This is a genomic window from Kitasatospora sp. MAP12-44 (genome assembly GCF_029892095.1).
Taxonomy (GTDB): domain Bacteria; phylum Actinomycetota; class Actinomycetes; order Streptomycetales; family Streptomycetaceae; genus Kitasatospora.
In genome coordinates this window covers 4,221,998-4,245,984 of sequence record NZ_JARZAE010000004.1, presented here as the reverse complement: position 1 = coordinate 4,245,984, position 23,987 = coordinate 4,221,998, and the positions used below count along the sequence as shown (strand labels likewise).

23 protein-coding genes and 1 pseudogene are annotated in these 23,987 nt (G+C 71.4%); 15 read left to right on the top strand and 9 right to left on the bottom strand.

Annotated features, from left to right (window positions below; genetic code table 11):
• The first annotated feature begins 3 nt into the window (after nt 1-3).
• The 9 genes and pseudogenes from P3T34_RS19795 (at nt 4) to P3T34_RS19755 (ending at nt 7,554) form a co-directional block, all read left to right on the top strand.
• Nucleotides 4-1,263, top strand: a complete 1,260-nt coding sequence (locus P3T34_RS19795) for an MFS transporter (protein ID WP_280667360.1) — start codon at nt 4-6, stop codon at nt 1,261-1,263.
• The gene (locus P3T34_RS19790; RefSeq protein WP_280667359.1) at nt 1,253-1,750 is read left to right on the top strand and encodes a CYTH domain-containing protein; all 498 of its coding nucleotides are present in this window, start codon (nt 1,253-1,255) and stop codon (nt 1,748-1,750) included. Before P3T34_RS19795 ends, P3T34_RS19790 begins: the two co-directional genes overlap by 11 nt.
• An 11-nt stretch (nt 1,751-1,761) precedes the next feature.
• Nucleotides 1,762-2,460 (top strand): SDR family NAD(P)-dependent oxidoreductase, encoded by a 699-nt coding sequence (locus tag P3T34_RS19785; protein ID WP_280667358.1) that lies wholly within the window; start codon nt 1,762-1,764, stop codon nt 2,458-2,460.
• A 45-nt stretch (nt 2,461-2,505) separates the two neighbouring features.
• The gene (locus P3T34_RS19780) at nt 2,506-3,024 is read left to right on the top strand and encodes a hypothetical protein (RefSeq protein ID WP_280667357.1); all 519 of its coding nucleotides are present in this window, start codon (nt 2,506-2,508) and stop codon (nt 3,022-3,024) included.
• Nucleotides 3,018-3,473 carry a hypothetical protein gene (locus tag P3T34_RS19775; protein WP_280667356.1) on the top strand — a complete coding sequence of 152 codons (456 nt, stop codon included), beginning with the start codon at nt 3,018-3,020 and terminating at the stop codon, nt 3,471-3,473. Before P3T34_RS19780 ends, P3T34_RS19775 begins: the two co-directional genes overlap by 7 nt.
• 99 nt (nt 3,474-3,572) lie before the next feature.
• Nucleotides 3,573-4,679: pseudogene (locus tag P3T34_RS19770) on the top strand (adenosine deaminase); the annotation flags it as partial.
• Nucleotides 4,668-5,417: a phosphoribosylaminoimidazolesuccinocarboxamide synthase gene (locus P3T34_RS19765; protein ID WP_280672237.1), complete on the top strand. Its 750-nt coding sequence runs from the start codon at nt 4,668-4,670 to the stop codon at nt 5,415-5,417. The pseudogene P3T34_RS19770 and the gene P3T34_RS19765, both read left to right, overlap by 12 nt.
• Before the next feature lie 81 nt (nt 5,418-5,498).
• Entirely contained in the window at nt 5,499-6,296 is a 798-nt protein-coding gene (locus tag P3T34_RS19760) for an HAD family hydrolase (protein WP_280667355.1), read from the top strand.
• Nucleotides 6,297-6,324: 28 nt separating this feature from the next.
• Nucleotides 6,325-7,554, top strand: coding sequence for an MFS transporter (locus P3T34_RS19755; protein WP_280667354.1), 1,230 nt, complete (start codon nt 6,325-6,327; stop codon nt 7,552-7,554).
• A gap of 390 nt (nt 7,555-7,944) precedes the next feature.
• Here P3T34_RS19755 and P3T34_RS19750 read toward each other — a convergent pair whose 3' ends face one another.
• The 3 genes from P3T34_RS19750 to P3T34_RS19740 form a co-directional block, all read right to left on the bottom strand.
• Complete coding sequence (locus P3T34_RS19750; protein ID WP_280667353.1) at nt 7,945-8,640, bottom strand: peptidoglycan-binding domain-containing protein; 696 nt, start codon at nt 8,638-8,640, stop codon at nt 7,945-7,947.
• Nucleotides 8,641-8,683: 43 nt separating this feature from the next.
• On the bottom strand, nt 8,684-9,577 hold the full coding sequence (locus P3T34_RS19745; protein WP_280667352.1) for an RICIN domain-containing protein: 894 nt from the start codon (nt 9,575-9,577) through the stop codon (nt 8,684-8,686).
• Between the two features lie 203 nt (nt 9,578-9,780).
• The gene (locus tag P3T34_RS19740) at nt 9,781-9,918 is read right to left on the bottom strand and encodes a hypothetical protein (protein ID WP_280667351.1); all 138 of its coding nucleotides are present in this window, start codon (nt 9,916-9,918) and stop codon (nt 9,781-9,783) included.
• A gap of 187 nt (nt 9,919-10,105) precedes the next feature.
• On the opposite strand from P3T34_RS19740, the gene P3T34_RS19735 reads away from it, so the two are divergent.
• The 6 genes from P3T34_RS19735 to P3T34_RS19710 all read left to right on the top strand — a co-directional run bounded on the left by P3T34_RS19735 (nt 10,106) and on the right by P3T34_RS19710 (nt 18,184).
• Nucleotides 10,106-13,153 (top strand): BTAD domain-containing putative transcriptional regulator, encoded by a 3,048-nt coding sequence (locus P3T34_RS19735; protein WP_280667350.1) that lies wholly within the window; start codon nt 10,106-10,108, stop codon nt 13,151-13,153.
• A gap of 263 nt (nt 13,154-13,416) precedes the next feature.
• The gene (locus P3T34_RS19730; protein ID WP_280667349.1) at nt 13,417-13,938 is read left to right on the top strand and encodes a toxin-antitoxin system HicB family antitoxin; all 522 of its coding nucleotides are present in this window, start codon (nt 13,417-13,419) and stop codon (nt 13,936-13,938) included.
• 82 nt (nt 13,939-14,020) lie between these two features.
• Nucleotides 14,021-14,869, top strand: a complete 849-nt coding sequence (locus P3T34_RS19725) for a DUF4097 family beta strand repeat-containing protein (RefSeq protein WP_280667348.1) — start codon at nt 14,021-14,023, stop codon at nt 14,867-14,869.
• A 101-nt stretch (nt 14,870-14,970) separates the two neighbouring features.
• Entirely contained in the window at nt 14,971-15,957 is a 987-nt protein-coding gene (locus P3T34_RS19720; protein WP_280672236.1) for an ATP-binding cassette domain-containing protein, read from the top strand.
• Nucleotides 15,954-16,745 (top strand): ABC transporter permease, encoded by a 792-nt coding sequence (locus P3T34_RS19715; protein WP_280667347.1) that lies wholly within the window; start codon nt 15,954-15,956, stop codon nt 16,743-16,745. Before P3T34_RS19720 ends, P3T34_RS19715 begins: the two co-directional genes overlap by 4 nt.
• 149 nt (nt 16,746-16,894) lie before the next feature.
• Entirely contained in the window at nt 16,895-18,184 is a 1,290-nt protein-coding gene (locus tag P3T34_RS19710; RefSeq protein WP_280667346.1) for an NAD(P)-binding domain-containing protein, read from the top strand.
• Nucleotides 18,185-18,215: 31 nt separating this feature from the next.
• Here P3T34_RS19710 and P3T34_RS19705 read toward each other — a convergent pair whose 3' ends face one another.
• From P3T34_RS19705 to P3T34_RS19680, 6 genes are all read right to left on the bottom strand, one after another.
• On the bottom strand, nt 18,216-19,364 hold the full coding sequence (locus P3T34_RS19705; RefSeq protein WP_280667345.1) for a tryptophan dimethylallyltransferase family protein: 1,149 nt from the start codon (nt 19,362-19,364) through the stop codon (nt 18,216-18,218).
• A gap of 245 nt (nt 19,365-19,609) precedes the next feature.
• Nucleotides 19,610-20,974 (bottom strand): cytochrome P450, encoded by a 1,365-nt coding sequence (locus P3T34_RS19700; protein ID WP_280667344.1) that lies wholly within the window; start codon nt 20,972-20,974, stop codon nt 19,610-19,612.
• Between the two features lie 15 nt (nt 20,975-20,989).
• Entirely contained in the window at nt 20,990-21,565 is a 576-nt protein-coding gene (locus tag P3T34_RS19695) for an ATP/GTP-binding protein (protein WP_280672234.1), read from the bottom strand.
• A 55-nt stretch (nt 21,566-21,620) separates the two neighbouring features.
• Nucleotides 21,621-21,998 carry a DUF742 domain-containing protein gene (locus P3T34_RS19690; RefSeq protein ID WP_280667343.1) on the bottom strand — a complete coding sequence of 126 codons (378 nt, stop codon included), beginning with the start codon at nt 21,996-21,998 and terminating at the stop codon, nt 21,621-21,623.
• A complete protein-coding gene (locus P3T34_RS19685; RefSeq protein ID WP_280667342.1) occupies nt 21,995-22,396 on the bottom strand; it encodes a roadblock/LC7 domain-containing protein in 402 nt (133 codons plus the stop codon). The genes P3T34_RS19690 and P3T34_RS19685 overlap by 4 nt, the downstream gene beginning before the upstream one ends.
• A complete protein-coding gene (locus P3T34_RS19680) occupies nt 22,393-23,586 on the bottom strand; it encodes an ATP-binding protein (protein WP_280667341.1) in 1,194 nt (397 codons plus the stop codon). Before P3T34_RS19680 ends, P3T34_RS19685 begins: the two co-directional genes overlap by 4 nt.
• Nucleotides 23,587-23,987: the final 401 nt, after the last annotated feature.

The following is a 23,987-nucleotide window of genomic DNA, read 5'->3' as shown; positions in this document are numbered from 1 at the left end:
CCGGTGCCCCAGACGGCCACTCACGTCCGGCAGTCCGCGGCGGAGCAGCGCGCGGCCTTTCGGCCCCTGTGGATCGCGACCTTCGTCTCCGCGGTCGGCACGGGACTCGTCTACCCGGTCACCGCGATCCACATCGCGACGGACCTGCGGCTCGGGGTCCCGGCGGTGGCGCTCTTCTACGGGACGTTCGCCGTGGCCGCCGGCGTCTTCGGACCGCTCGGGGGCTCGCTGGCCAGCCGCTTCGGAGCGCGGCTGACGGCCGTGGTCGGCGGTTCCTGCCAGATCGCCGCCTGGACGACCATGGCGTGCGTCTGGGGCCTGCCCCAAGTCATGGTCGTCGCCGCGCTCTCCGGTCTCGGCAGCTCGCTCTTCTTCCCCGCGCTGTTCAGCACGATCCTGAGTGGCGTTCCGGAGGAGCTGCGCAAGCGCACCTTCGGGTTCCGGTACACCGTGATCAACCTCGGCATCGCCGCGGGGGCGGGCCTGTCGGGCCTACTGGTCGTGCGGGTGGCGCCGTCCATCCTCTTCCTGGCGAACGCGGTGAGCTTCGTCCCGGTGATCCTCTGGGTGTGGCGGCACGGCGACAGCGGGGAGGCCGCGGAGCCCTCGGCAGCCTCCGAGGAGAGCGCCGGACGGTCGTCCGTCTGGTCGCGTGCGTTCGGGATCGCACTGGCCGTGACGTTCCTGATGTCGGCCTTTGGCGCGGTGCAGTTGGAGTCCACCGTCCCGCTCATCCTGCGGCGGCTGGCTCACGAGAGCCTGTCCATGGTCACCGTCGTGACGGTGGTGAACGCCGTCGCGGTCGTCCTGCTGCAGCGCCTCCTGCGGGCGCGGGTGGACCGGTTCGGCAACGCCGGGGCGGTGGCGCTGGGCGCCGGGCTCTGGGTGGCCGCGTACGCGCTCGGTCTGCTGGCGACCGGCCTGTCCGACAGCCAGTTCTGGTGCAGCAAGGGCCTGTTGATGTGTTTCGCGGTGGTCTTCGCCGCAGGGGAGGTGGTGGTGGCCTCGTCCCTGACCCCGTTGATCGTCGGCCTGGTCGCACCGGGTGCGGCCGCGCGGGCGACCGGGACCTCCGGTTCGGCATGGAGTCTGGGAACGCTGGCCGGTCCGGCGGTCGGCAGTACGGCAGTGGCGCTGGCGGGGCCGATGGGCAGTTGGGGAGTCCTCGCGGCCGGCGGGGCCGGTGCGCTGCTGCTCGGGCTGTGGCTGCGCGCGCACGAGACCGGACGACGACGACACGAAGGGAAGCGGCATGGGTGTTGAGAGAGAGCGCAAGTTTCTGGTGCCCGGCGACGAGTGGCGGGCCGAGGTCGTCTCGGTGCACCGTATCCGCCAGGGTTTCCTGTCGAGGGACCTCGAGCGGGTGGTCCGGGTCCGCGTGGTCGACGACAGCGCCGGCTACCTGACGGTGAAGGGCGCCCGGCGCGGAATCTGCCGCGCGGAGTACGAGTACCCCGTCCCGGTGGCCGACGCGGTTGAGATGCTGGAGCAGCTCTGTCTGTCGGGCCGGATCGACAAGCTACGCCATGTCTGCGGATCCGAGCACTACCAGCTGATCGTCGACGAGTTCGGCGGCGACCACCAGGGGCTCGTCCTCGCGGAGGTCGAGTACCACGGCGAGTCCACCGAGGCCGACCTTCCCGGCTGGCTCGGCGCCGAGGTCACCGGCGACGACCGTTACGCCAACGCGGCGCTGGCCGCACGTCCGCAGCCGGCGTCCGCCGGAACCGACCAAGGGAGCAGGCCGTGAGGGAGCAGGCCGTGAGTGAGCAGCGCGTCGCCCTGGTGACCGGCACGAACCGCGGAGCGGGAAACGGCATCGCCCGGGCGCTCCATGCGGCGGGCTACCGCGTCATCTCGCTGAACCGCACACCCGGTGGTGCCCCGGAACTCGGCGAGATCATCTGTGATCTCTCCGACCCGGCCGCGCTCGTCGAGGCGCTGGCCGAGGTGCGCCGACGCACCGACCGGCTGGACGTGTGCATCTGGAACGCGGCGGTTCGCCGGCTGGGGACCATGGCGGAGCTGGACGAGGAGTCGTGGGCGGCCAGCGTGTCCACCAACCTCGTCTCCCCGGCGCTGCTGACCCGCGGCACGCTCCCGATGCTGCGCGAGTCCGGCGGCATGTACGTCTTCATCGGCAGCCACGCGGCGACCCGGTACTTCGAGGGCGGCGCCGCCTACAGCGCGACGAAGGCCGGCCTCAAGGCGCTGGTGGAGGTCCTGCTGCTGGAGGAGCGCGGGAACGGCGTGCGCGCCGTGCTCGTCTCGCCGGGGGCGATCGCCAACCGCTCGTGGGACGACTCGCCGACCAAGATCTCCACCGACTCGTTCGGCTCGCTCGTCGTCGGCCTGGTCGACCGGATGCCGGCCGATCTCGCGGTCGGCGAGATCGAGGTGCGGCCCGCCGTACTGGAGCAGGGGCAGGAGCACGGGATCGCTCGCCTGCAGCGGGTCTGACCGGGCAACACCGATGGGGTTGTTGCCGAAACGAAGGAGACAGAGATGATCACGGAACGCCGGTACGCGGCTCTGGACGGACACGACGGTTGCGGGAAGTCGACCCTGGCACGCGCGGTGGCCGACCGGGTCGGCGCGCAGGTCGTCAAGCCCTACCCCGACAGCCTGGGGGACCACATCGCGTGGCTGTGGGGCAGCAAGCGCTTCGAGGAAGCCGATGTGCTGGCCCGCTCCAGCATCGAACGCGTGCTGGAGCGGACCGACCCGGAGCACCCGGTGCTGTTCGACCGGTGCTGGAGCACGATGTTCACGGTGCTTCCCGAGAGCCACTGGCAGGCCTGGTACCCGCTGTGCCCGACCGTGCTCTGCCACGCCGACACCCGGGTGGTCATGGAGCGTCTCGCGGAGCGCGGCGAGGATCCGGGCGACTTCGAGGAGCACGAGTACTACCAGAAGCTGTACAGGTCCCATGTGGAGCTCTCGCCCGACACGCTCCTGCTCGACACGACCGATCGTCCGATGGCCGACTGCGTGACGGACATCCTGGACTTCCTGTCGTGGTAGCGGGCAGCATCGCCGTGACCGCGCCGGTGCACTGGGATCCCCGGGAACGCTCCCTCGTGGTGGGCGAGCCCTGCGACGAACATGCGGACGGCGTCGCCCTGCTGAGCTTCACAGGGCTGGTCTGGCTCACCTTCGACAGCGACGGGCGCCCCATGTCGGTCGATCTCCATGATGTGCCCGACGAGCTGGCGGTGGTCGTTCCCCGTGCCCTGCGCCCGCGTTTCTCGTGGAACAGCACGGAGCGCGACAACGGGAGCTCCTGGCTGCTCGACACCGACAGCGGCTGGGTCTGGATCCGGCTCACCTCGGGCATGGCCCACCGTCGGCTGATCGGGGCGGCGGATGTCCTGGTGTGGCTGCGGGACGGTGCCGTGGTGGCGCTGCGGCTGGCGCTCGACGATGACCCCGCCGCAGGAGGGGCGCCGTCGGCGACCCTGCGGCAAGGCTGACAGAACAGGCTCCGGAGGGCGGTGGCTTCGGCCGCCGCCCTCTCGCCACGAGCACTGAGCACCCTTGAGCTCTACGCGCGTGGATCCTAGGCTCTCGTCATGTCACTTACGAACTCAGCTGTGGGCACGTCGATTTCGTCGCAGATCCGTCGCGCACCGAAGGTGCTGCTGCACGACCATCTGGACGGCGGGCTGAGGCCGCTGACCGTGGTCGAACTGGCGCGGGAGTGCGGATACGGCGATTTGCCGACGACCGATGCCGAGGAGCTGGGTACCTGGTTCCAGGCCGCAGCCGACTCCGGGTCGCTGGAGCGCTACCTGGAGACCTTCCGGCACACGGTGGGCGTCACCCAGACCCGCGAGGCCCTGTTCCGGGTCGCGGCGGAGTGCGCCGAGGACTTGGCGGCCGACGGCGTCGTCTACGCCGAGGTCAGGTTCGCCCCGGAGCTGCACGTCGAGCACGGCCTGACCCTCGGTCAGGTGGTGGAGGCGGTGCTGGACGGGTTCCGCGAGGGGGAGCGCCGGGCCGCCGCCGCCGGGCACAGCATCCGGGTGGGCGCCCTGCTCGCCGCCATGCGGCACGCCGACCGCGCCCGGGAGGTCGCCGAACTGGTCGTGCTGAACCGGCACGCGGGCGTCGTCGGATTCGACATCGCGGGTGCCGAGGCCGGGTTCCGGCCGTCCCGGCAGCTCTCCTCGTTCGAGTACCTGAAGCGGGAGAACGCGCACTTCACCATCCACGCGGGCGAGGCGTTCGGCCTGCCATCCATCTGGGAGGCGCTGCAGCTGTGCGGCGCTGAGCGGCTCGGCCACGGTGTGCGCATCATCGACGACATCAAGGTGGCCGATGACGGCACCGCGACGCTCGGGGAGCTCGCCGCCTACGTGCGCGACCGGCGGATCCCGCTGGAGCTGTGCCCGACGTCCAACCTGCAGACCGGCGCGGCCCCCTCGTACGCCGAACACCCCGTCGGGGTGCTGCGCGAGCTCGGCTTCCGGGTGACCGTCAACACCGACAATCGGCTGATGAGCAGGACGAGCGTGAGCCGTGAGTTCGAGGAGCTGCACGCGGCCTTCGGTTACACCCTCGACGATGTGCAGTGGTTCACCATCAACGCGATGAAGTCCTCGTTCCTGCCGTTCGACGAGCGGCTGGCCATGATCAACGACGTGATCAAGCCGGGCTTCGCCGAGCTGAAGGCGCAGGCCGCGGCGGCCCAGGAGCAGCCGGCGCTGCCCGAGCCTGCCGACGATGTCCGGGGCGCCCCGGACATCGTCGGGCGCAGCAAGCGACTGTGGCGCCGGGACGACGGCACCTGCGAGATCGAGATCATCCCCAGCCTGCGCAGCTTCACCTACGACCGCGACGAGCTGATCCCGGCGACCGCCAAGCTGCGGCTGGACTTCTACCAGGCGGCGGCCGCCCGGCTGGCAGAGCGGGGGATCAGGACGGTCTTCCGGGAGCGCCTGAGCGACAACTCCTACCTCGCCGACTACGTGCCTGGGCCGCCGTTCGAGGTCATCGTCAAGAACATCGCGACCGGGTCCACCACCATCAAGTACCCCGGCCTGTTCGCCGAGGGGTACCGCTTCGAGCCGCCGGTGGTGAAGTTCGACTTCCGGGTGGACCCGGAGGACCAGCCGATCGGCGAGGACTACCTCAAGGCCCTGGGCGTCGACACCGACGCGTACCGTCGCACGGCGCTGGCCTGCAACGAGGCGCTGCGCGACTGGCTCGCCCCGCTCGACCTGTGGGACTTCTGCCTGGTCATCGGCGACGGCCAGGACGGGCAGCCGGTGATCAACTCGGAGATCTCCCCCGACTGCATGCGCCTGCGCGACCCCCAGGGCAGGCCACTGGACAAGGACTTGTTCCGCCAGGGTGCCTCCGCACACGAGATAGTGGCGGCCTGGACCGACCTGGTGCAAAGGATCACCGGATGACCTCATCCCGGTGACGCCACGTCGGCCTCCACAGTGACGAGGTGCTCGACCGTTCGGCCGAGCAGAGGGACGGGAGTGTTCGTGAACCTGGTTCAGCTCATCTGCACGGATCTGGACGGCACGCTGCTCGACTCCCGGGGCGAGCTGAGCCCAGGGAGTCTTGAGGCCATCGCGACGGCGCAGCGGTCGGGGATCGCCGTTGTCTGCGTCACCGGCCGACCGGTGCGCGACGCCCTGAAACTCACCCGCCGCTACGGACTGACCGGGCCCGTGGTGTGCAGCAACGGCGCCGTGGCCGTCGACGCCGAGACCGGCTCGCCGCTGCTGTGCCGGGGCTTCGACCCGGCGGAGTGCGCCTCGGTGGTCTCTGTGCTGCAGGCCGCGATGCCCGGCCTGGTCATGGGGGTCGAGTCGATCGGAGGCCTCTACCTGGAGAAGGAGTTCGCCGACCTCGTCCAGGACTGCTGGCCGCACCAACCGGTGAGCTCGGCGCGGGCGGCGATCCACCCCGACGATCCGGTGGTCAAGCTCCTGGCGATCCACGGCGAGCTGACGACGGAGGCGCTCGAACGCGCCATTGTCGACCTGGTCGGCGACCGGCTGGAGGTCACCCGCTCCACCGGTCGCTTCGTGGAGCTCTCCGCCCGGGGGGTGGACAAGGGGCAGGCCCTGCACTGGCTCACCGAGCACCTGTCCGTGCCCGTCGCCAGGACCGCCGCGGTGGGGGACATGCCCAATGACATACCGATGCTCCACGCGGCGGGGCTCGCCGCCGCTGTGGCCAACGCACATCCCCTGGTACGGGATGCCGCGCAGGTCGTGCTGCCGAGCAACGACGACGACGGGGTCGCCGCGCTGATCCGCCGCTCACTGCGCTGAGCGGACACACCGAAGGAGACCACCAGCCATGCCCTACCTCGCCCTCCTGGGCCGGCCTCATGTCGTCAGACTGCTCTCCAGCTCGCTGGTCGGACGGTTGCCCGGGGCGATGGCCGCCCTCGGCATCGCCCTGACGCTCCGCCATGCGGGGTACGGCTACCAGCTGGTGGGCCTGACCACCGGAGTGTTCGCCGCAGCGGGCGCGATCGGCGGCCCGATGCTGGGCCGGCTGGTGGACCGTACCGGGCAGCCCCGGACGCTGCTGTTCTCCTCCTGTCTGGCGGCGGCCGGGTTCGCCCTGCTGGCGGCCGCCCCCGGCACCCCGTGGGCGGCCGTGGCCGGGGCGGCGGTGGCCGGGGCTGCCGCACCGCCGCTGGAGCCCTGCCTGCGCACCCTGTGGCCCGAGCTGGTTGAGCCGGACGACGTCGAGTCGGCCTATGCCGTCGACGCCGGCGCGCAGGAACTGCTCTTCATCGCAGGCCCGTTGGTTGTCGCGGGGATCGTCGTACTCGCCCCGGCCCGGGACACCCTGTGGGCTGCCGCTGTCCTCGGCTTGGTCGGCTCCGCCGGGATGGCCACCGCCGCCCCCTCGCGCGCCTGGGCACCGGCCGCCAAGCCCGTCGCACCGCACTGGCTGGGCCCGCTGCGCAGCACCGGACTGCTGCTCCTGCTGGTGGCCCTGGTCGGCTCCGGAGTGGCCGTCGGGACCTTCAACGTCTTCACCGTGGCGTACGCCGAAAAGCACCACCTGGTGGGCGGCGCGGGCACCCTGCTGGCCCTGTCGGCTCTCGGGGCACTCGTCGGAGCGCTGACCTACGGCGCGGTCGGCACGAGCGGGTGGAAGGCGTCGGCCCCGAGCAAGGCTGTCCTTCTGGCGGCGGGCATGGCAGGGTCGTACTGGCTGGTGGCGCTGGTTCCCGGTCCGGCCGGCAACTGCCTGCTGGCCCTGCTGACCGGGGTCTTCTTCGCCCCACTGCTGACGGTGTCCTTCGGCCTCGTCGGCGAGTTGGCGCCGGCGGGGGCCGTCACCGAGGCCTTCGCCTGGCTGGTGACCTTCATCGGCGTCGGCATCGCGCTGGGCGCGGCCGTCGGCGGGGTCGTCCTCTCCGACGGGACGCTGCGCATCGCGGCGGCCTGCGGCGCCCTCGGCGCCACCCTCGGCGCGGCGACCCTGCTCGCCGCCAGGACCCGGCTGACCCCGGTGCACGCGGACGCACCGTCAGCGGCGGCCGAGACGCCCCGGCACAGCACCGTGTGACGGCCGCACCAGCACGGGAGGAGGTGTTCATCCCCGACGATGGATCTCTGGTCGCCGCCGCCCCACTCGGCGCAGCGGCGCCCGTGAGCGCACGACTAGCGCACGAGTACGGCCGGTATGCAGAGGTCAGCAGGGGTCAAGGATCTATGACCATCGGTCACTTGGCACTGTCCGAGATTCCCAAGCCTATAGCGCGAGTTCGATTCTCGTCGCCCGCTCTGTAGTAAAGCCCCAGGCCAGCGACCTGATGTTTTCTTGTTGTCTGGACCAATTCGGGGCTGTCGTGCCAGATTCGTGCCTGATCCACACCACCGGCAAACACAACGCAGAGGCACGGGCCCGCAACGGGCCCGTGCCTCTGCGCCTCACAGCCTCGCTGATGGTGGTGGGTCAGATGCCCAGGTGGCTGCGGGTTTCCTGGCCCACCACGCCGTCGACCTGGAGGGACTGGTCGTGCTGGAAGGCGCGGACCGCCTTGTCGGTGCAGGGGCCGAAGTCGCCGTCTGCGCCGGCGGGGTGGAGGTAGTTGCCGTAGCCGTGGTTGATCAGGGCCTGCTGCAGTTGCTGGACGTCCGGGCCGTGGTCGCCCGTGCGCAGGAGTGGGCGGGCCGGGCCGGTCGAGGGTGTGTACTGCGGGCGGCCGAAGCCGAGCACGCAGGTGCGCGGGCGCTGGCGCCGGTAGCAGCCGCCGCCGTTGCCCTGGGCGCCGGCCTGGCCCGAGGTGGTGTTGCCCTCCACCGTGGCGAGCTCGGCGCCGGCGGCGCTGTGCTGGACGACCAGGCCGATGTGGTCGGCCACGCCGTCGCCGTCCCAGTCGTAGAAGACCAGGTCGCCCGCCTGGGCGTCCTCGTGTGCCGCGATCCAGCGGCCCTGCCCGTGGAACCACTTCACATGGTCCGGGCAGTAGGCGAAGCGGCCCACCGCGTTGTTGTTGCCGCTCTGCGCGCCCCAGTACGAGACCGCCATGTCACACCATGGTTCGCCGTTCATCCCGTACCACCGGCCGAACTTGGTGTCCTTGCCCGGGCCCTCGCGGTAGCCGACGTCGGCCTGCGCGGCTTGGATCATCGTGTCGACAGTTCCCATTGCTCCCCTCCGTGCCGTCCGTTCCTCGATCGCCTGGGGCCGTTCACATCGGGAGGGCCAGCACCATCGACCAGTACGGGGTCTGGTCGGCGGCGTAGGTGCGGGCGGCGCCCATGTCGGAGTAGTTGCCGCGCAGGATGGCGTCATGGGCGGGCTCGTCGACCCAGGCCTGGAAGATCGAGTCGGCGGTGGCCCAGAAGCCGGGGGCTCCGCCGGCCACCTCGCCCCAGGCGCGGCCGTTGTACCCGGCGGTCTTCGCGACGTCGCCCACCGGCACGAAGTGGCCCTGCTGGTGGCGGCGGGCCTGCTCCTGGCTGCTCGCGGTGGAGGCCGGGGTGAGCCGGCCGTCCAGCCGGATCGAGCCCAGGCCCTTGCTCGCCCGGTAGTTGTTGAGCAGGGTCAGCAGGCTGCCCTGGATGTCGCTGCCGGAGGGCTGCTGCGGCTGCGCCGGCGGCGCGGCCTGCTGGGCGCCGCTGCCGACCGCGCCGACCGGCACCAGCTGCCAGCGCTGCCCGCTGCCGCTCTCGTCCAGCTTCCACACGCCGAGGTTATTGCCGACCCGGTCCGCGGTCAGGTAGGCGGGGCCCTCGTCGGTACGGGCGTTGCGGAACCGCACCCAGCCGTCGCCGGTGTCCTCCAGCGACCAGCGCTGGTTGGGGTCGCCGGACTCGTTGAACAGGTGGGTGTTGTACGCGGTGTAGTCGTAGTCCATGACCATGGCCTGGCCCGGTGCGTGGGTGCCGTTGGTCAGGCCGGTCTCCAGGAGCCAGGTGTTGTCCGCCTTGGCCCAGAAGACCCAGGTCTGCGCCTTGGTGCCGTTCGGCTCCCAGGCCTGGATCTTGTTGCCGTTCGCGGTGTCGGAGGAGCTGACGTCGGCGACGGTGCCGTTGGCCGACTTGAGGGTGAAGACCTGGCCGTTCTGGGGTGTGACGCTCATCTGCGTGGTGCCTTTCGCGCTCTGTGCCGTCCGTCCGGTCGGCCGCTGCCGTCCGGTGGACTCAGACTCGCGAGCGGCGATCTACCGGTGATCGGCGGCGAGTTGCCGCGCTCCGGTCGGGACAGACGGCTGCCGCTCGGGGCGGCGGGGTGCCGGACGGGCCCGCGCGGGGAGGCGGTGGGTCCGTCCGGCGGCGGCGCGGGTCAGCTCTGCGACGAAGCGTCCAGCGGCTCGTCCTCGGCGACGATGGTGTGCTGTTCACCCTGCGACGGGCCCAGGCGCAGCGGCACCTCGAACTCGGCCAGGTCGGTGGCGGGGGCGGTCTGCTGGTTGTCGGTCATGGCGGTTTTCTCCTGCGGTCGGTGGTCGAACGAGCGCCATTCTGGCCACCGCGGATCTACAAGCGATTAACGCCGGTGCCTCCGGTCCTCCTGGACGGGCGTAGCGCGGGGCTGGGATAAGGTGTGCGCGCCGTCGGCGGGGGCCGGCGGTTCGTGGTCCGGGGGGACCAGCCACGCAGGGGGCGGCATGACTGACGCTGAAGCGCCGGGGCACGGCGAATTCCGGTTCCGGCTGCTCGGGCCGCCGGACGGGCGGCTCGACGGAGAGCCGCTGGAGCTGGGGGCACCGCAGCAGCAGGCGATGTTGGCGATGCTGCTGCTGCGCGCCGGTACGCCGGTCCGCGCCCGCGACCTGATCGACGCGCTCTGGGACGAGCAGCCGCCCGCCCGCGCGGTCGGGGTGCTGCGACAGTACGCGTGGCGTCTTCGCGCGGTACTCGAGCCTGACCGGATGCCGCGCGCGGCCGGCGCCCTTCTGGTGTCGGTGGGGGACGGCTACACCTTGCGCCTGCCGCCGAGCACCCTGGACGTCCACCACTTCGAGCAGGACCTGCGGGTCGCCGCGCGGGCCCGGGAGAGCGGTGAGCCGCACGCGGCGCACGCTCGGCTCACCCGCGCGCTGGACCGCTGGACCGGCGGCCTGGCGCTCAGCGGCCTGCCCGGACCGTACGCTCGCAGCCAGCGCGACCGGCTCGCCGAACTCCGGCTCGACGCCCAGGAGGACCTGCTGGACAACGCGCTGCAGCTGGGCCGGCACGGTGAGGTGGCCGACGAGCTCGGCGTGCTGCTCGCCCAGCATCCGCTGCGCGAGCGGTTCGCCGCCCAGCTGATGCTCGCTCAGTACCGCTGCGGCCGACAGGCGCAGGCCCTCGCCGTCTACACCGACACCCGGCGCCGGCTGGCCGAGGAGCTGGGCGTCGAGCCGGGGGAGGAGCTGCGTCTGCTGCGCACCAGGATCCTGGCCGCCGACCCCGAGCTCTCCCGCCGGGCGGTACTCGCGCCCGCGCCCGCGCGGGCCACCGGGCGTCCGATCGCCGCGCCCCCGGCGCCCACGGCCGGCCTGCCGCCGCAGCAACTGCCCGCGGATGTCGCGGACTTCACCGGCCGAGCCCAGCTGGTCGAACAGGTCGTCGGCGCACTCGACCGGCCGGATCGCACGGCGGTGGCGGTCTCGGTCTTCTCCGGGATCGGCGGGGTCGGCAAGACGGCGCTCGCCGTGCACGTCGCGCATCTGGTCCGCCCCCGGTTCCCGGACGGTCAGCTCTACGCCGACCTGCGCGGCCCGGGCCCGGCCCCGACCCAGACCGGCACGGTGCTCGCCCGCTTCCTCGAGGCGCTCGGCACCGCGCCGGATGCGATCCCGGAGGACGACGAGCAGCGGGCCGTCCACTACCGCTCCCTGCTGGCCGACCGCCGCGTGCTGGTGGTCCTCGACAACGCGCACGACACCGCCCAGGTCCGCCTGCTGCTGCCCGGCGGACCGGGCTGCGCGGTGCTGGTGACCACCCGCTCGCGCACCGTGCTGCTGCCCGGGGCCCGGCAGGTCGACCTGGAGCCGCTGGGCACGGCGGAGTCGCTCGACCTGCTCGGCTCCGTCGTCGGTCCCGAGCGGATCGCGCAGGACCCGGCGGCGGCGCTGGAGTTGGTGAGCGTCTGCGGCCGCCTCCCGCTGGCCCTGCGGATCGTGGCGGCCCGGCTGACCGCTCGCCCGAACCGGCCGCTCGCCGCTCTGCTCACCCGGCTCGCCGACACCCGGCGCCGGCTGGACGAACTCCGGGTCGGTGACCTCGCAGTGGCGGCGACCTTTGAACTTGGCTACAGCGCCCTGGCCCCCGAGCATGCCCGCGCCTTCCGCCTGCTCGCCGTCCCGGACGCCGAGGAGCTGCCGCTGCACGCCGCCGCTGCCGTGCTCGGCGACGACCCGGACACCGCCGAGTCGCTCGCGGAGGAGCTGGTCGACGCGGGCCTGCTGGAGGCGCACGGGACCGCCCGCTATCGCTTCCACGACCTGCTGAAGCTCTACGCCCGCCAGCAGGCAGGAGGCGTCGCGGCCGCAGCCGGGCCGGTCGCCGCGGCCGGTGCGGCTGTCGGGGCCGTCGGGGCCGTCGGGGCCCGCGAACCGGAGCAGGCCGTGCTCCGCCTGCTGCACCACCTGCTGGCCACCGTCCGCAACGCCTCCTGCCTGCTGGAACCCGGGCACGGCCTGCACACCAGCCTGCAAGCCGCGCAGACCCCGGGGCTGGCGTTCGCCGACGAGGCGGCCGCCCGGCACTGGCTGCGCACCGATCACGTGCTGCTCGCCGCCACCGCCGAGCAGGCGCTCGCGCTGCCGCTCGGGCTGGCGGCCGCCGTCGACCTGCTGCTGCTCTGGTTCGGCCTGACCGAGGGCCCGGCGCACCGCTGGGAGTTCCGGCGGCTGGTCGCGCTGGCCGTCACGGCCGCCGAGCGCGCGGGCCGGCCCGGCTGCGAGGCCCGCGCCCGCTACATCTCCGGGACCCTGCACTACATGACCGACGCCTACCCGCTCGCCGAGGACGAGCTGCGGTACAGCATGGCTCTCGCCGAACAGGCCGAGGACACCGTCTGCCGCCAGCTCACCGCCAACACCCTGGGCATCCTGAACTACGCAACCGGCCGCCCGGCCGCCGCGCTGCAACTGCTCCGCCAGGCCGAGGAACTCTGCGAACACACCGCCGACCTGGGCAGCCGGTCCCGGATCCTGTCGACCCTCTCCCGGGTCCACCTCGCCCTTGACCGGCCCGCCGAGGCCACCGAGGCGGTGGACGAGGCGGTCCGGCTGGCCCGGATCTGCTCGCACCCCGCCGACCTGTCGCGGGTGCTCTACCAGTACGGCTGCGTGCTGCGCCGCACCGGTCGTACCGCGCTCGCCGTCAGCGGACTGCGCGAGGCGCTCGGCCACTTCCGAGCGCAGCAGCAACGCGACTTGCAGGCGCTCTGTCTGGCCCGGTTGGCGGAGTGCCGGCTGGACCTCGGCGACCACCAGGACGCGGCAGACTGCGCGGGCCGATCCCTGGAGCTCGCCCGGGAACTGGGCAAGGCCTACTGCCAGGGCCTGGCCCACGCCGTCCTCGGGCAGGCGTTGCCCGCGCTCGGCCGGCCTGCCGAGGGCCTCGCACAGCTGCGCGAGGCCCTGGTGGTGTTCCGCCGGCTCGGGGTACCGGAGGCCGATGCGGTGGTGGTCCTGCTCCAGCAGAGCGAGAGCCGCACCGCGTGAGGACAGCTCCGCGGATCGGTGCTCGGGCGCCGGCAGCGGGAGGCCCTCGGCAGGGGGTGGGTCGGTGGCGCCGGGTGGCGTCATGTGGTGCCACGTGGTGCCAGTCCGTGGCTCCAGGGGTGGCGTGCGTGTGCATGGTGCCATGGTGGCTCGGGGTGTTTTCTTCGCATTTTCGCAGGTGGCAAAGGGTGTGATGGAGGTCGGGCCAGAAAGGGCGCTGGGTGGGCTTGCGGGTGGTGCCATCGTGGTGTCACTATGGCGTCATGGACCTTGCACCGTATGTCGACAACCTCCGCCGCGAACTCGCGGTGGCCGCCGAAGCCGGCGGTGACGAAGCCCGCGAGTTGGCCGAGCGGCTGATCGCTCCGCTGGAGTCGGCGACCCGGCTGACCATGCTCAATGTGCTCTCCGCCGCGATGGACGAGATCACCCGCGAGCTTGCCCCCGGTTCGGTCGACGTGCGGCTGCGTGGACTGGACCCCGACTTCGTGGTGACGCGGCCGCCCGTCGAGGGTGGCGGCCCCGCGGAGCCGGCCGCCGCGCCCGTTGAGTCGTTCACGACTGCGGCCCCGGCCGAGGGTGACGAGGGCGGCACCGCCCGCGTCAATCTGCGGCTGCCGGCCCATCTCAAGGCGCGCGCCGAGGAGGCCGCGAGTCGCGAGGGCCTGTCGGTCAACGCGTGGCTGGTGCGGGCCGTGTCGGCCGCGGTCGACGGCGGCAGCGCGCCGCGTACGGCGGGGAAGGCCCAGACCGTCGGACAGAGCATCACGGGCTGGGTGCGCTGACTGCGCTCCCGCCCGCATCACTTCACCCACACCACGTCCCAGCAGCGGGGACGCCCTGAAGACCCAAGAGGACGGGACAGCCATGCCTTCTTTCGACACCCCCGAACCGATCTCGGCCACGGCGCACGTGGAGGCCGGTTCCATCCAGTTCATCGCGGGCGACCGCCTCGACACCGTCGTCGAGGTGCGGCCCCGCGACCCGAAGAAGGACCGGGATGTGCGGACGGCCGACCAGACCGAGGTCAGGTACGCGAACGGCGTACTGACCGTCAGGACGCCCAAGTCCAATCTGCTCGGCCTCGGCCGCACCGGCACCGTCGATGTGACGGTCGAACTGCCCACGGGCTCGCGCGTCGACATGACCGGCGCCTGGGCCCAGGTGCTGGGCGAGGGCCGGCTCGGCGAGGTGCGGGTGAAGACCTCGTCGGGTGACGTCCGCCTCGACACGACCGGCCCGCTGAAGCTGACCGCCTCGCACGGCTCGATCACGGTCGACCGGGTCGAGGGCATGGCCGAGATCACCACCAGCTCCGGCAGCCTGCGCGTCGGCCTCCTCGACGGCCCGGCCGTCCTGAAGAACTCGCACGGCAGCACGACCGTCGGCGCCGCGACCGGCGAGCTCCGGGTGAGCGGCGCCAACGGCGACATCGACATCGCGCGCGCCGAGGACTCGGTCATCGCCACCACCGCCAACGGAACCCTGCGGGTGGGCGAAGTGGCCTGCGGCAACGTCCAGTTGGAGACCTCCTACGGCGCCATCGAGGTCGGCGTCCGGGAGGGCACGGCCGCCTGGCTCGACGTCAGCTCGGGCGCCGGCCAGGTGCGCAACACGCTCACCGCCTCCGAGGCCCCGGGGCAGACCGAGGACACCGTCAAGGTCCGCGCCCGCACCCGGTACGGCAACATCGACATCCGCCGCGCCAAGGTCTGAGCGCCTCCCCGCCCCGCATCGCCCTCAACTCGCGCACCCCTCGGCACACTTCATCCTTCGAACGGGAGGGTCCCATGTCTTCTTCTGTCATGCCCATGCCCATGCCCATGCCCAGGCGGGCGGACGGTCAGCCGTCGCCGGTCGCCGTCTCCACCGTCGGTCTGCGCAAGTCGTACGGCGACAAGACCGTCCTCGATGGCATCGATCTGCGGATCCCGGCCGGGTCGGTCTTCGCCCTGCTCGGGCCCAACGGCGCCGGCAAGACCACCGTCGTGAAGATCCTCTCCACGCTGATCGCCGCCGACGGTGGGCAGGCCCAGGTCGCGGGCCACAACATCGCCACCGACCCGCAGGCCGTCCGCGCCGCGATCGGCGTCACCGGGCAGTTCTCCGCCGTCGACGGCCTGATCACCGGCGAGGAGAACATGCTCCTGATGGCGGACCTGCACCACCTCTCCCGCAGCGAGGGCCGCCGCACCGCCGCCGAGCTGCTGCAGCGCTTCGACCTCGTCGAGGCCGCGAAGAAGCCCGCCTCCACCTACTCCGGCGGCATGAAGCGCCGCCTCGACATCGCCATGACCCTGGTCGGCAACCCGCGGATCATCTTCCTCGACGAGCCGACCACCGGCCTCGACCCGCGCAGCCGCCACACCATGTGGCAGATCATCCGCGAGCTCGTCTCCGACGGCGTCACCGTCTTCCTCACCACGCAGTACCTGGAGGAGGCCGACGAACTCGCCGACCGCATCGCGGTGCTCAACGACGGCAGGATCGCCGCCGAGGGCACCGCCGAGGAGCTCAAGCGGCTCATCCCCGGCGGGCACGTCCGCCTCCGCTTCGCCGACCCGGCCGCGTACCGGTCGGCTGCCTCCGCACTGGGTGAGGTGACCCGGGACGACGAGGCACTGGCGCTGCAGCTCCCCAGCGACGGCAGCCAGCGCGAGCTGCGCTCGATCCTCGACCGGCTGGACTCGGCCGGCATCGAGGCCGACGAGCTGACCGTGCACACCCCCGACCTCGACGACGTGTTCTTCGCCCTGACCGGCGGCGCCGGCCTCCCCGACCAGTCCAAGGAGACTGTCCGATGAGCTCCCTCTCCCTCGCCGTGCGCGACTCGTCCACGATGCTGCGCCGCAACCTCCTGCACGCGCGCCGCTACCCGTCCCTCACCCTGAACCTGCTGCTCACCCCGATCATCCTGCTGCTGCTGTTCGTCTACATCTTCGGCAACACGATGAGCCTGGGCGTCGGCGGTGGCGCTCCGAACCGCTCCGCGTACATCGCGTACATCGTCCCGGGCCTGCTGCTGATGACCATCGGCAGCACCGTGGTCGGAACCGCGGTGTCCGTCTCCAACGACATGACCGAGGGCATCATCGCCCGCTTCCGCACGATGGCGATCCACCGTCCTTCGGTGCTCGTCGGGCACGTGGTCGGCAGCGTGCTGCAGTCGATCATGAGCGTGGTCCTGGTGGGCGCCGTCGGCGTGGCCATCGGTTTCCGGTCCAGGGACGCCGGCGTCCTGCAGTGGCTGGCGGCGTTCGGGCTGCTCGTGCTCTTCGCGGTGGCTCTCACCTGGATCGCGGTCGGGATGGGCCTGATCAGCCCGAACGCCGAGGCCGCCAGCAACAACGCGATGCCGATGGTCCTGCTGCCGCTGCTCTCCAGCGCCTTCGTTCCGGTCCACACCATGCCCGGCTGGTTCCAGCCGATCGCCGAGTACCAGCCGTTCACGCCCGCCATCGAAACCCTGCGCGGGCTGCTGCTCGGCAGCGAGATCGGCGACAACGGGTGGCTCGCGGTCGCCTGGTGCGTCGGTCTCGCGGTGCTCGGCTACTTCTGGTCGACCTCGAAGTTCAACCGCGACCCGAAGTAACCGCCAGGACGGCGAAGTAACCGCCAGGACGGAAGGGGCGGCGTGATCAACGCGCTGCCTCTTCTTGCTGGTGTGAGCCGCCCATATGCTGGGCAGTCAGGATCCGTTACATATCGATAACTTGTCGTACTTGTCGTGTGGAGGCAGCCTTGAGCGTGTGTGTGATAGGTGCGGGTCTGTCGGGGCTGGCAGCCGCCCATGCGCTCACGGGGAGGGGCATCGACTTCGTCTGCCTGGAGAAGGCGCCGGACGTCGGGGGCATCTGGCGGATGCCGGGGGCGGGTGAGCCGTGGCCGGCCTATCAGGCGCTGCATCTGAACACTGCGAAGCAGCTGACCGGGTTCGCCGACTTCCCGATGGGGTCTGAGCTGCCGCTCTACCCTCGGCACAGCGATGTCGCCGCCTACCTGCGGTCCTTCGCGGAGTGGGCCGGGCTGCTGCCCCACATCGAGCTGCGCACCGAGGTGCTCTCCGTCCGGCAGGAGGCCGACGGGGTGTGGACGGTGACCAGCCGGGACGCGGCCGGAGTCGAGGCGGTCCGCGGGTTCGACCAGGTGATCGTCGCCTCCGGGCACCACTCGGAGCCGGCCCTGCCGAACCCCCTGCCGCCGGGCGCCGATTCCTTCGCCGGAACGATCCTGCACTCCATGGACTACCTGGACGGCAGCGACTTCGCCGGGCAGCGCGTGGTCGTGGTGGGGCTCGGGGCGTCGGGGGTGGACATCGCCGCCGACCTGTCACGGCACGCCGCGCGGACCGTGCTCTCGGTCCGCCGGGGGCTTCACATCATGCCGAAGCAGCTCTACGGCATGTCGGTGGACCTGATCGTCGAGGCCTCCTGGTTCACCGACAAGTCCTTCAAGCAGCAGCGGACTTTCGTCGAGAAGGCGCTGCTGGTGGCGCGCGGCAGGATGTCGGACTACGGCCTGCCCGAGCCCGACCACCCGATTCTCTCCTCGGCCGTGACCATCTCGGACGAGATTCTCAGCCGGATCCGGCACGGCGCGGTGCTCCCGAAGCCCGCGATCGCCTCGCTGGACGGCGGCTCGGTGTCCTTCACCGACGGAACCTCGGTCGAGGCGGACGCGATCGTCTACTGCACCGGCTTCCGGATGGCCTTCCCCTTCCTGCCCGCCGGCTGTCCGGCAGGTCCGCAGGGGCCGGTCGAGCTGTACCGGCGGATCGTCGCACCGGATCGGCCCGGCCTGTTCTTCGTCGGCCTGATCCGCCCGGTGGGCTCGATCACGCGCCTGGTGGAAGCGCAGGCGCGGTGGGTGGCGCGGCTCGTCGACGGCGAGGTCGCGCTGCCGTCCACGGACGTCATGCGCAAGGAGATCGACGGGTACCTGAGCGGCATCGCGAAGCGCTACGGACTGAGCGAGGGCTCCTCCGTGCAGGTCGACGTCGGCCCGTACCTGCGCGAGCTGCAGGAGGCGTAGTAGGCGGCAGGCCCCCGACCTGCCGCATATCTCAGCGAGCGGCCGAGGCTGACAGCGCCAGCACTGCCGGTGGCCGCACCTGGTAGGCCTCCGAGGAGATGTACACGGTCACCCGCGGCGGACGGCCCTGCTGGTGGGCGAGCGCCAGGTAGGCGATGAGTCCCGCACCGTCCTCCAGTCGCCGCGAGGTGACGGCGGCCAGCGAGTCCAGCAGCTGGGCCGAGCCGATGCCGTAGCGGCGCAGCAGGACCAGCGCCCGGTCCAGGGCGTCGCCGTCGTGCCGGGCGTAGTCGCGCACCGGGACATGGAGGGTGAAGCCGGTCGGCAGGCCGGCCGCTGACTCCGTGAAGGCATGGCAGGCCAGGGCGGGGCGCCGGTCGAGCAGGGTGTCCTGCCCCTCCTCGAGCCCGGACGCCGCGCGGAAGAACGCCTCGATCTCAGCGCGATCGGGCCCACCCCTCATCCGGGACAGGTCCCCTGCCGCCGCAGCCGACACGTCGGGATGCGCGGTGTACACCTTCACCCGGGGGACGTCCCAGTCGCCCAGGTCCAGGGCGAAGAACGGGATGTGGTCGGCCGCCGGCAGCGCCGTGAACGCCTGCCGGTGGCCGAGTCGGCGCAGCGCCTCCCGCACGGTTTCGGTGGCGCGCGCCGCTCCGGACGCCGCGGGATTCAGGTACACCTTGACCCTGGGGACACCGCCGGGACGCAGCTCCAGCGCGCACCACAGGGCCAGCGGACCCTGCGGGGACGGCGGGAAGAAGAGGTCCTCCAGCTCGTCGAGCCGGTCGGTGGAGAAGTCCAAGCGTCGCGCGAGCTCGCGGACGACGCTGAGCCCGGCCCGCCCGCTCTGTGCCAGGTCGCCGACGCCGCTCCCCGGTTCCAGCAGCACGCGCAGGGTCGGGGCCGCGCCCGCTTCGCAGGAGAGCGAGAACTCCACCGGCGTGTGGTCGTCGGAGAGGAAGGAGTTGCCGGCCGGCAGACCCAGGGGCCGTTCGGCGACCGGGCCCAGCGCCGTGGTCAGGGTCTGCGCGTAGCCGGCGGCGTCGGCGGCGCCCAGTCCCGCGACCTCGCACAGCCGCAGCAGCTGGCGGCTCGTGTGAGCGCCGAGCGTGTCCGTGGCGAGAGCCCCCGGGGACGTGGTGAGAGCCGCGGCGGCTCTGGGTCGAACGGCGATCACCGGCGCCCCTGCCGCAGAACGGAGGCCACAAGGAGATACCCGCCCCTGGGGGCGGGTATCTCGGGTGTCCCGGCTGTCGCAGGGGGCGATGCGGCGGGGTGTCGGCTGAAAGCGGCGTCGGTGGAAACGTGCTCCATGACAGCCTCCTGTCCTAGATCAAGAGTGCGGACCCCCCGTCGCGCTGCTGAATACCCCTGATGTTGAACCTTCATGCAGCAGGGTAGGGACAGGACATGTCATGTACGTCACTTCGTCAGCCAGTTGAGGAACTGGCTCCAACGCCCGGTTCGTTCGGACGTGGACGTGCGATTCGCCTGGCTCGCCTGGGTGGCCTGGTCGGTGCGCACGGTCGGCTCCGGGCGGGCCTGCGGGACGGGCCGGTGGGCCGACTCGACCGGGGTGAACCGGGTGGGCAGCGCGGCGAGACCACGGGTGAACGGGCCGGGCCGCCAGGCCAGGCTGTCATGCGGCACGGTGAGTTCGACGTCGGGGAGCTTGTTCAGCAGGTTCTCGATGGCGGTCACCGTGATCTGCCGCGCGGGCTCCTTGGACGGGCAGGCGTGCGGGCCGGCGCTCCAGGCCAGGTGGGCCCGACTGCCCGCCTGCCGGGCCGTCTCCAGGGCCGGTCCGGTGTTGGCGGCGGCAAAACTGACGAGCACGAGCTCGCCTGCCTCCAGCCATTGCCCGGCGAACTCCATGTCGGCGGCCGGGTAGTGCGGAGCCAGGTTCGGCACGGGCGGGTTCTCCCACAGCGTGTCGTCGATGGCCTCGTCGATCAGCCCGCCCTGGCGGGCATACGCGTCGTGGGTGAGCAACCGGTGCAGGGTGTTTCCGATGAGGTTCCGCAGCGGCTCCGCGCCGGCCCCCAGCAGCAGGGCCAGCTGGTGCACCATCTCCTCGTCCGTCAGCTTCGCCTGGTGCTCCATCAGCCACGAGGTGACGTCGTCGCCTGGACGGCTCCGCTTGAGCGCCACCAGCTCGCCTACCGCGCCGAACAGCACCTCGGCCGCCTTCTCGGCATTGACGCCGTCGAAGATCCCGGAGATGCCGAACAGCACTCGGTCGCCGATGTCGGCGGGGCAGCCGAAGAGTTCGTTGAACACGAACAGCGGCAGCTGTTTGGCGTAGTCACCGAGCACGTCGGCCGAACCGCGGGGGCCGAACTGGGCGATGAGGTAATCGGAGATCTGCTCGGTGCTGCGGGCCAGTCGGCGCGCGTCGATCCGGGCCATGCTGTCCGTGACCGCCTGGCGCAGCCTCAGATGCTCGGCGCCGTCGCTGAACATGCAGTTGGGCCGGTACGCCAGCATGGGCACCACCGGGCTGTCCGGAGCGACCTCCCCCTCGTTGAAGGCCCGCCAGCGGCGCGCGTCCTTGCGGAACGAGGCGGAGTCCTGCAGCAGTTGCAGGGCGGCCGAGTAGTCGGTGACGAGCGTGGCCTCCACCCCGGGAGCGAGCTCGACGGGCGCGGTCGGCCCGTAGCTGCGCAGGTAGGAGTAGTACGCGTGCGGGTCGGCCGCGAACTCCGGCCCGTACAGCGGCACTCGGCCGCCGCTGCCGTGGGCCGGGCATCCGGGCGGGGGCACCGGGGCGGAAAGTCGAGCGTCCATATGTGCTTGTTGCTCCTAGCTGGCACGGTCCAGCAGATACCGGACCAGTGTGGTCAGTGCGGCGGCCGACGACTGCTCGTCGCGCGCGTCGCAGGTGACGACGGGGGTGTCGTCGAGGAGGTCGAGCGCCTCCCGCAGGGCCGCCTCGGCGCGCAGCGGATTGCCGTCGAAGTGGTTCACCGCGATCGCGTAGTCGAGGCCGTACTGCTCGATGAGGTCGATGACGGCGAAGGAGTCGGCGAGCCGCTCGGGGTCGACGAGGATCAGCGCCCCGAGGGCGCCGCGGGCCATGTCCTCCCACATCTGCACGAAGCGCAGTTGGCCGGGAGTGCCGAACAGGTAGAGCACCACGCGGTCGCTGACGGTCAGCCGGCCGAAGTCCATGGCGACCGTGGTGGTGGTCTTGCCCTTGACCCCCTTGAGGTCGTCGACCTCCTCCGCCACCTGGGTCATCGTCTCCTCGGTGGACAGCGGTTCGATCTCGGAGATCGAGCCGATGAACGTGGTCTTGCCCACCGCGAAGTGGCCGACCACGAGGATCTTCACAGCCGTCTGCGTCGCTCCGCCGTGGACGTAGTCCTGCCGGTCCAGGCTCTGCGCGTCAGCCGAACGTCCGTCAGTCGAGCGTCCGTCAGTCGAACTTCGGTCAGCCGAACTTGGTCTGAAGACCATGGAGCACCTCCTCCAGGAGCTTCCGGTCGGCATCGCGCGCCCGGGGCACCGGCGCGCGGGTGATGAGGTGGCCGCCTTCGGTGAGTCCGGCCAGGACGATCCTCACCACGCCCAGCGGCAGCCTGGTGTGCCCCGCGATCTCGGCCACCGAGAGGTAGCCGGCGGAGCAGATGTCCAGCAGCCGCTGCTCCTCCGGCGACAGGCTCAGGGGCCGCTGTCCCTGCTCGGGCGCCGCCGTCACCAGCGTGATCAGGGACAGCTGCTGCTCGTCGGGCAGCCCGCGCCCCTTGGTGATGACGTACGCCCGGACTAACCCGGTGGCTTCGAGCTCGAACTCCTCGGGAGTGGTCACTGGAGCGCCCCGAGGTTCTCGCGCGGCGGCGCTGCCAGGACTTTGCCCAGCTGGCCGACGAGCTGCTGCATCCGGAAGGTGATGTCCTGCATGTCGATGTCCAGCGAGGCGGAGACGCCGAGGTACGCGCCCTCACCGGCGGAGATCAGGAACACCCAGCCGCCGTCGAACTCGACCAGGGTCTGCTGCCAGCGCTGGCCGGGGTTGCCGCAGAAGAAGCCGAGCGAGCGGCTGAGCGACTGCACTCCGCTCATCGCGGCGGCGACCCGGTCCGCGTTGTCCTTGTCGAACTCCTTCGTTCGGGCCATCAACAGACCGTCGGCGGAGATCAGGACCGCGTGCAGCGCCCCGGGTATCTCCAGGGCGCTGTCGAGCATCCAAGACAGATCGTCGTTCACGAGACCTCATGCCCTTCACTGCTTGCACCAGGTGTGCTGATGGCTTGGTCCGTGTCGTCCGCGGGCGCGACCCGGCCGGACCGGGTGCCCCGCTGGAAGGCACCCATGATCGCCGCGGTCTCCGCACCCGAGCGGGCCGAGGCGACCGGGACGGCCGCAGTGGGCGGCACGATCGCCATCGGACGCTTGCGCCGCCGCAGGGGCAGTCCGTCGGCGGTCGAGCCGATGGCCTGCTCGGGCTCGGACCCGACCGGTGCCGGTGCCGCTGCGGGCGCCGGTGCCGGCACCGGTGCGGCGGGCATGGCCGGGGCGGGAGTCCTCTTCTCGGGCATGCCGGTGAGCAGTTCATGCGGCAGCAGGACCACGGCGCGCACCCCTCCGTAGGGGGAGGAGGAGTCCACCGACACCTCGAAGTTGAATCGCTCGCAGAGGACGCCGATCACCGCCATGCCGAACTGCGGCGGATTGCCGAGCCCCGCGACACCCGAGACCCGCTCGGTGCTCAGCAGCTTCTCGGCGCGGGCCCGCTCCTCGTCGTTCATGCCGACGCCGGCGTCGTCCACCACGATGACGACGCCCTTGGGCACCGTCCGGATGTTGATCTCGACGACGGTGTCCGGGCTGGAGTAGCTGGTCGCGTTGTCGAGCAGCTCCGCCAGGGCCAGCGCCACCGGCTCGACGGCCCGGCTGGAGATGCCGAAGTCCACCTGGGAGAGGATCTCCACGCGCCGGAAGTGCCGGACGCGGCCCTGCGCGCTGCGCACCACGTCGTAGATCGAGGCGGCGTCGCGGTGCCGGCCCAGCCAGCCGCCGCAGAGCACGGCGATGGACTGCGCGCGTCGACCGAACTGCGAGTTGGTGTGGTCGACCTCCAGCAGGTCCTGGAGGATGGCCGACTCGCCGTACTTGCTCTGCAGTCGGGAGAGGATCAGCTGCTGCTCGGCCGCAAGGCCCTGCAGGGTCCGCATAGCGGACTTCAGCACCGTCTTTGTCGCCTCGTCAGCTTGTTCCTGGGCTGCTTCGACGGACTGCGTATAGTGATGCTCCAGGTCGGAGTAGTGCTCCCTGAGCCCGTCGATCTCCTGCCGCGACGCCTGGGCCGCCTTGCGTTGGCGGACGACAAGGGCTAGCACGGCGGCAAGGACGAGGACAAGAGCCCAAACCACTGGGTTCGCTGTGTATTTCGTCATAAGACTCTCTTCAGGCGACGGACGACAGACTGCTGTATCCCCGTCACTGCAGGGTGAACCCGCCGCTCCGCAAGCGCGATGATCGTACCATCGGCCTGACAGGTCTCCGGCGAGTCGTCCAGATATGAGGATGCGTCTCCTGTAAGGAGGACAACCGGAGTTGGTGCTGCCCGCGACGCCGCTCGGACCCTTGTCGGCCCCTTAATAGAGAGGGCCTTCTCCGGGTGGCCACCAGGCGAAGTCGCCCAGGTCGGCGCCCTGGAACAGCGCCCTGGAACAGCGCCGGCCCGCATGCCGTCTCCCTCTGACGCTCAGGCAACTCCCAGCCGACGAGGACGATCGTCCAGGATCGCCCAGTCCGTCGTATCAGGATTCCCGGTCATCCGGTCGGATTACCGGAG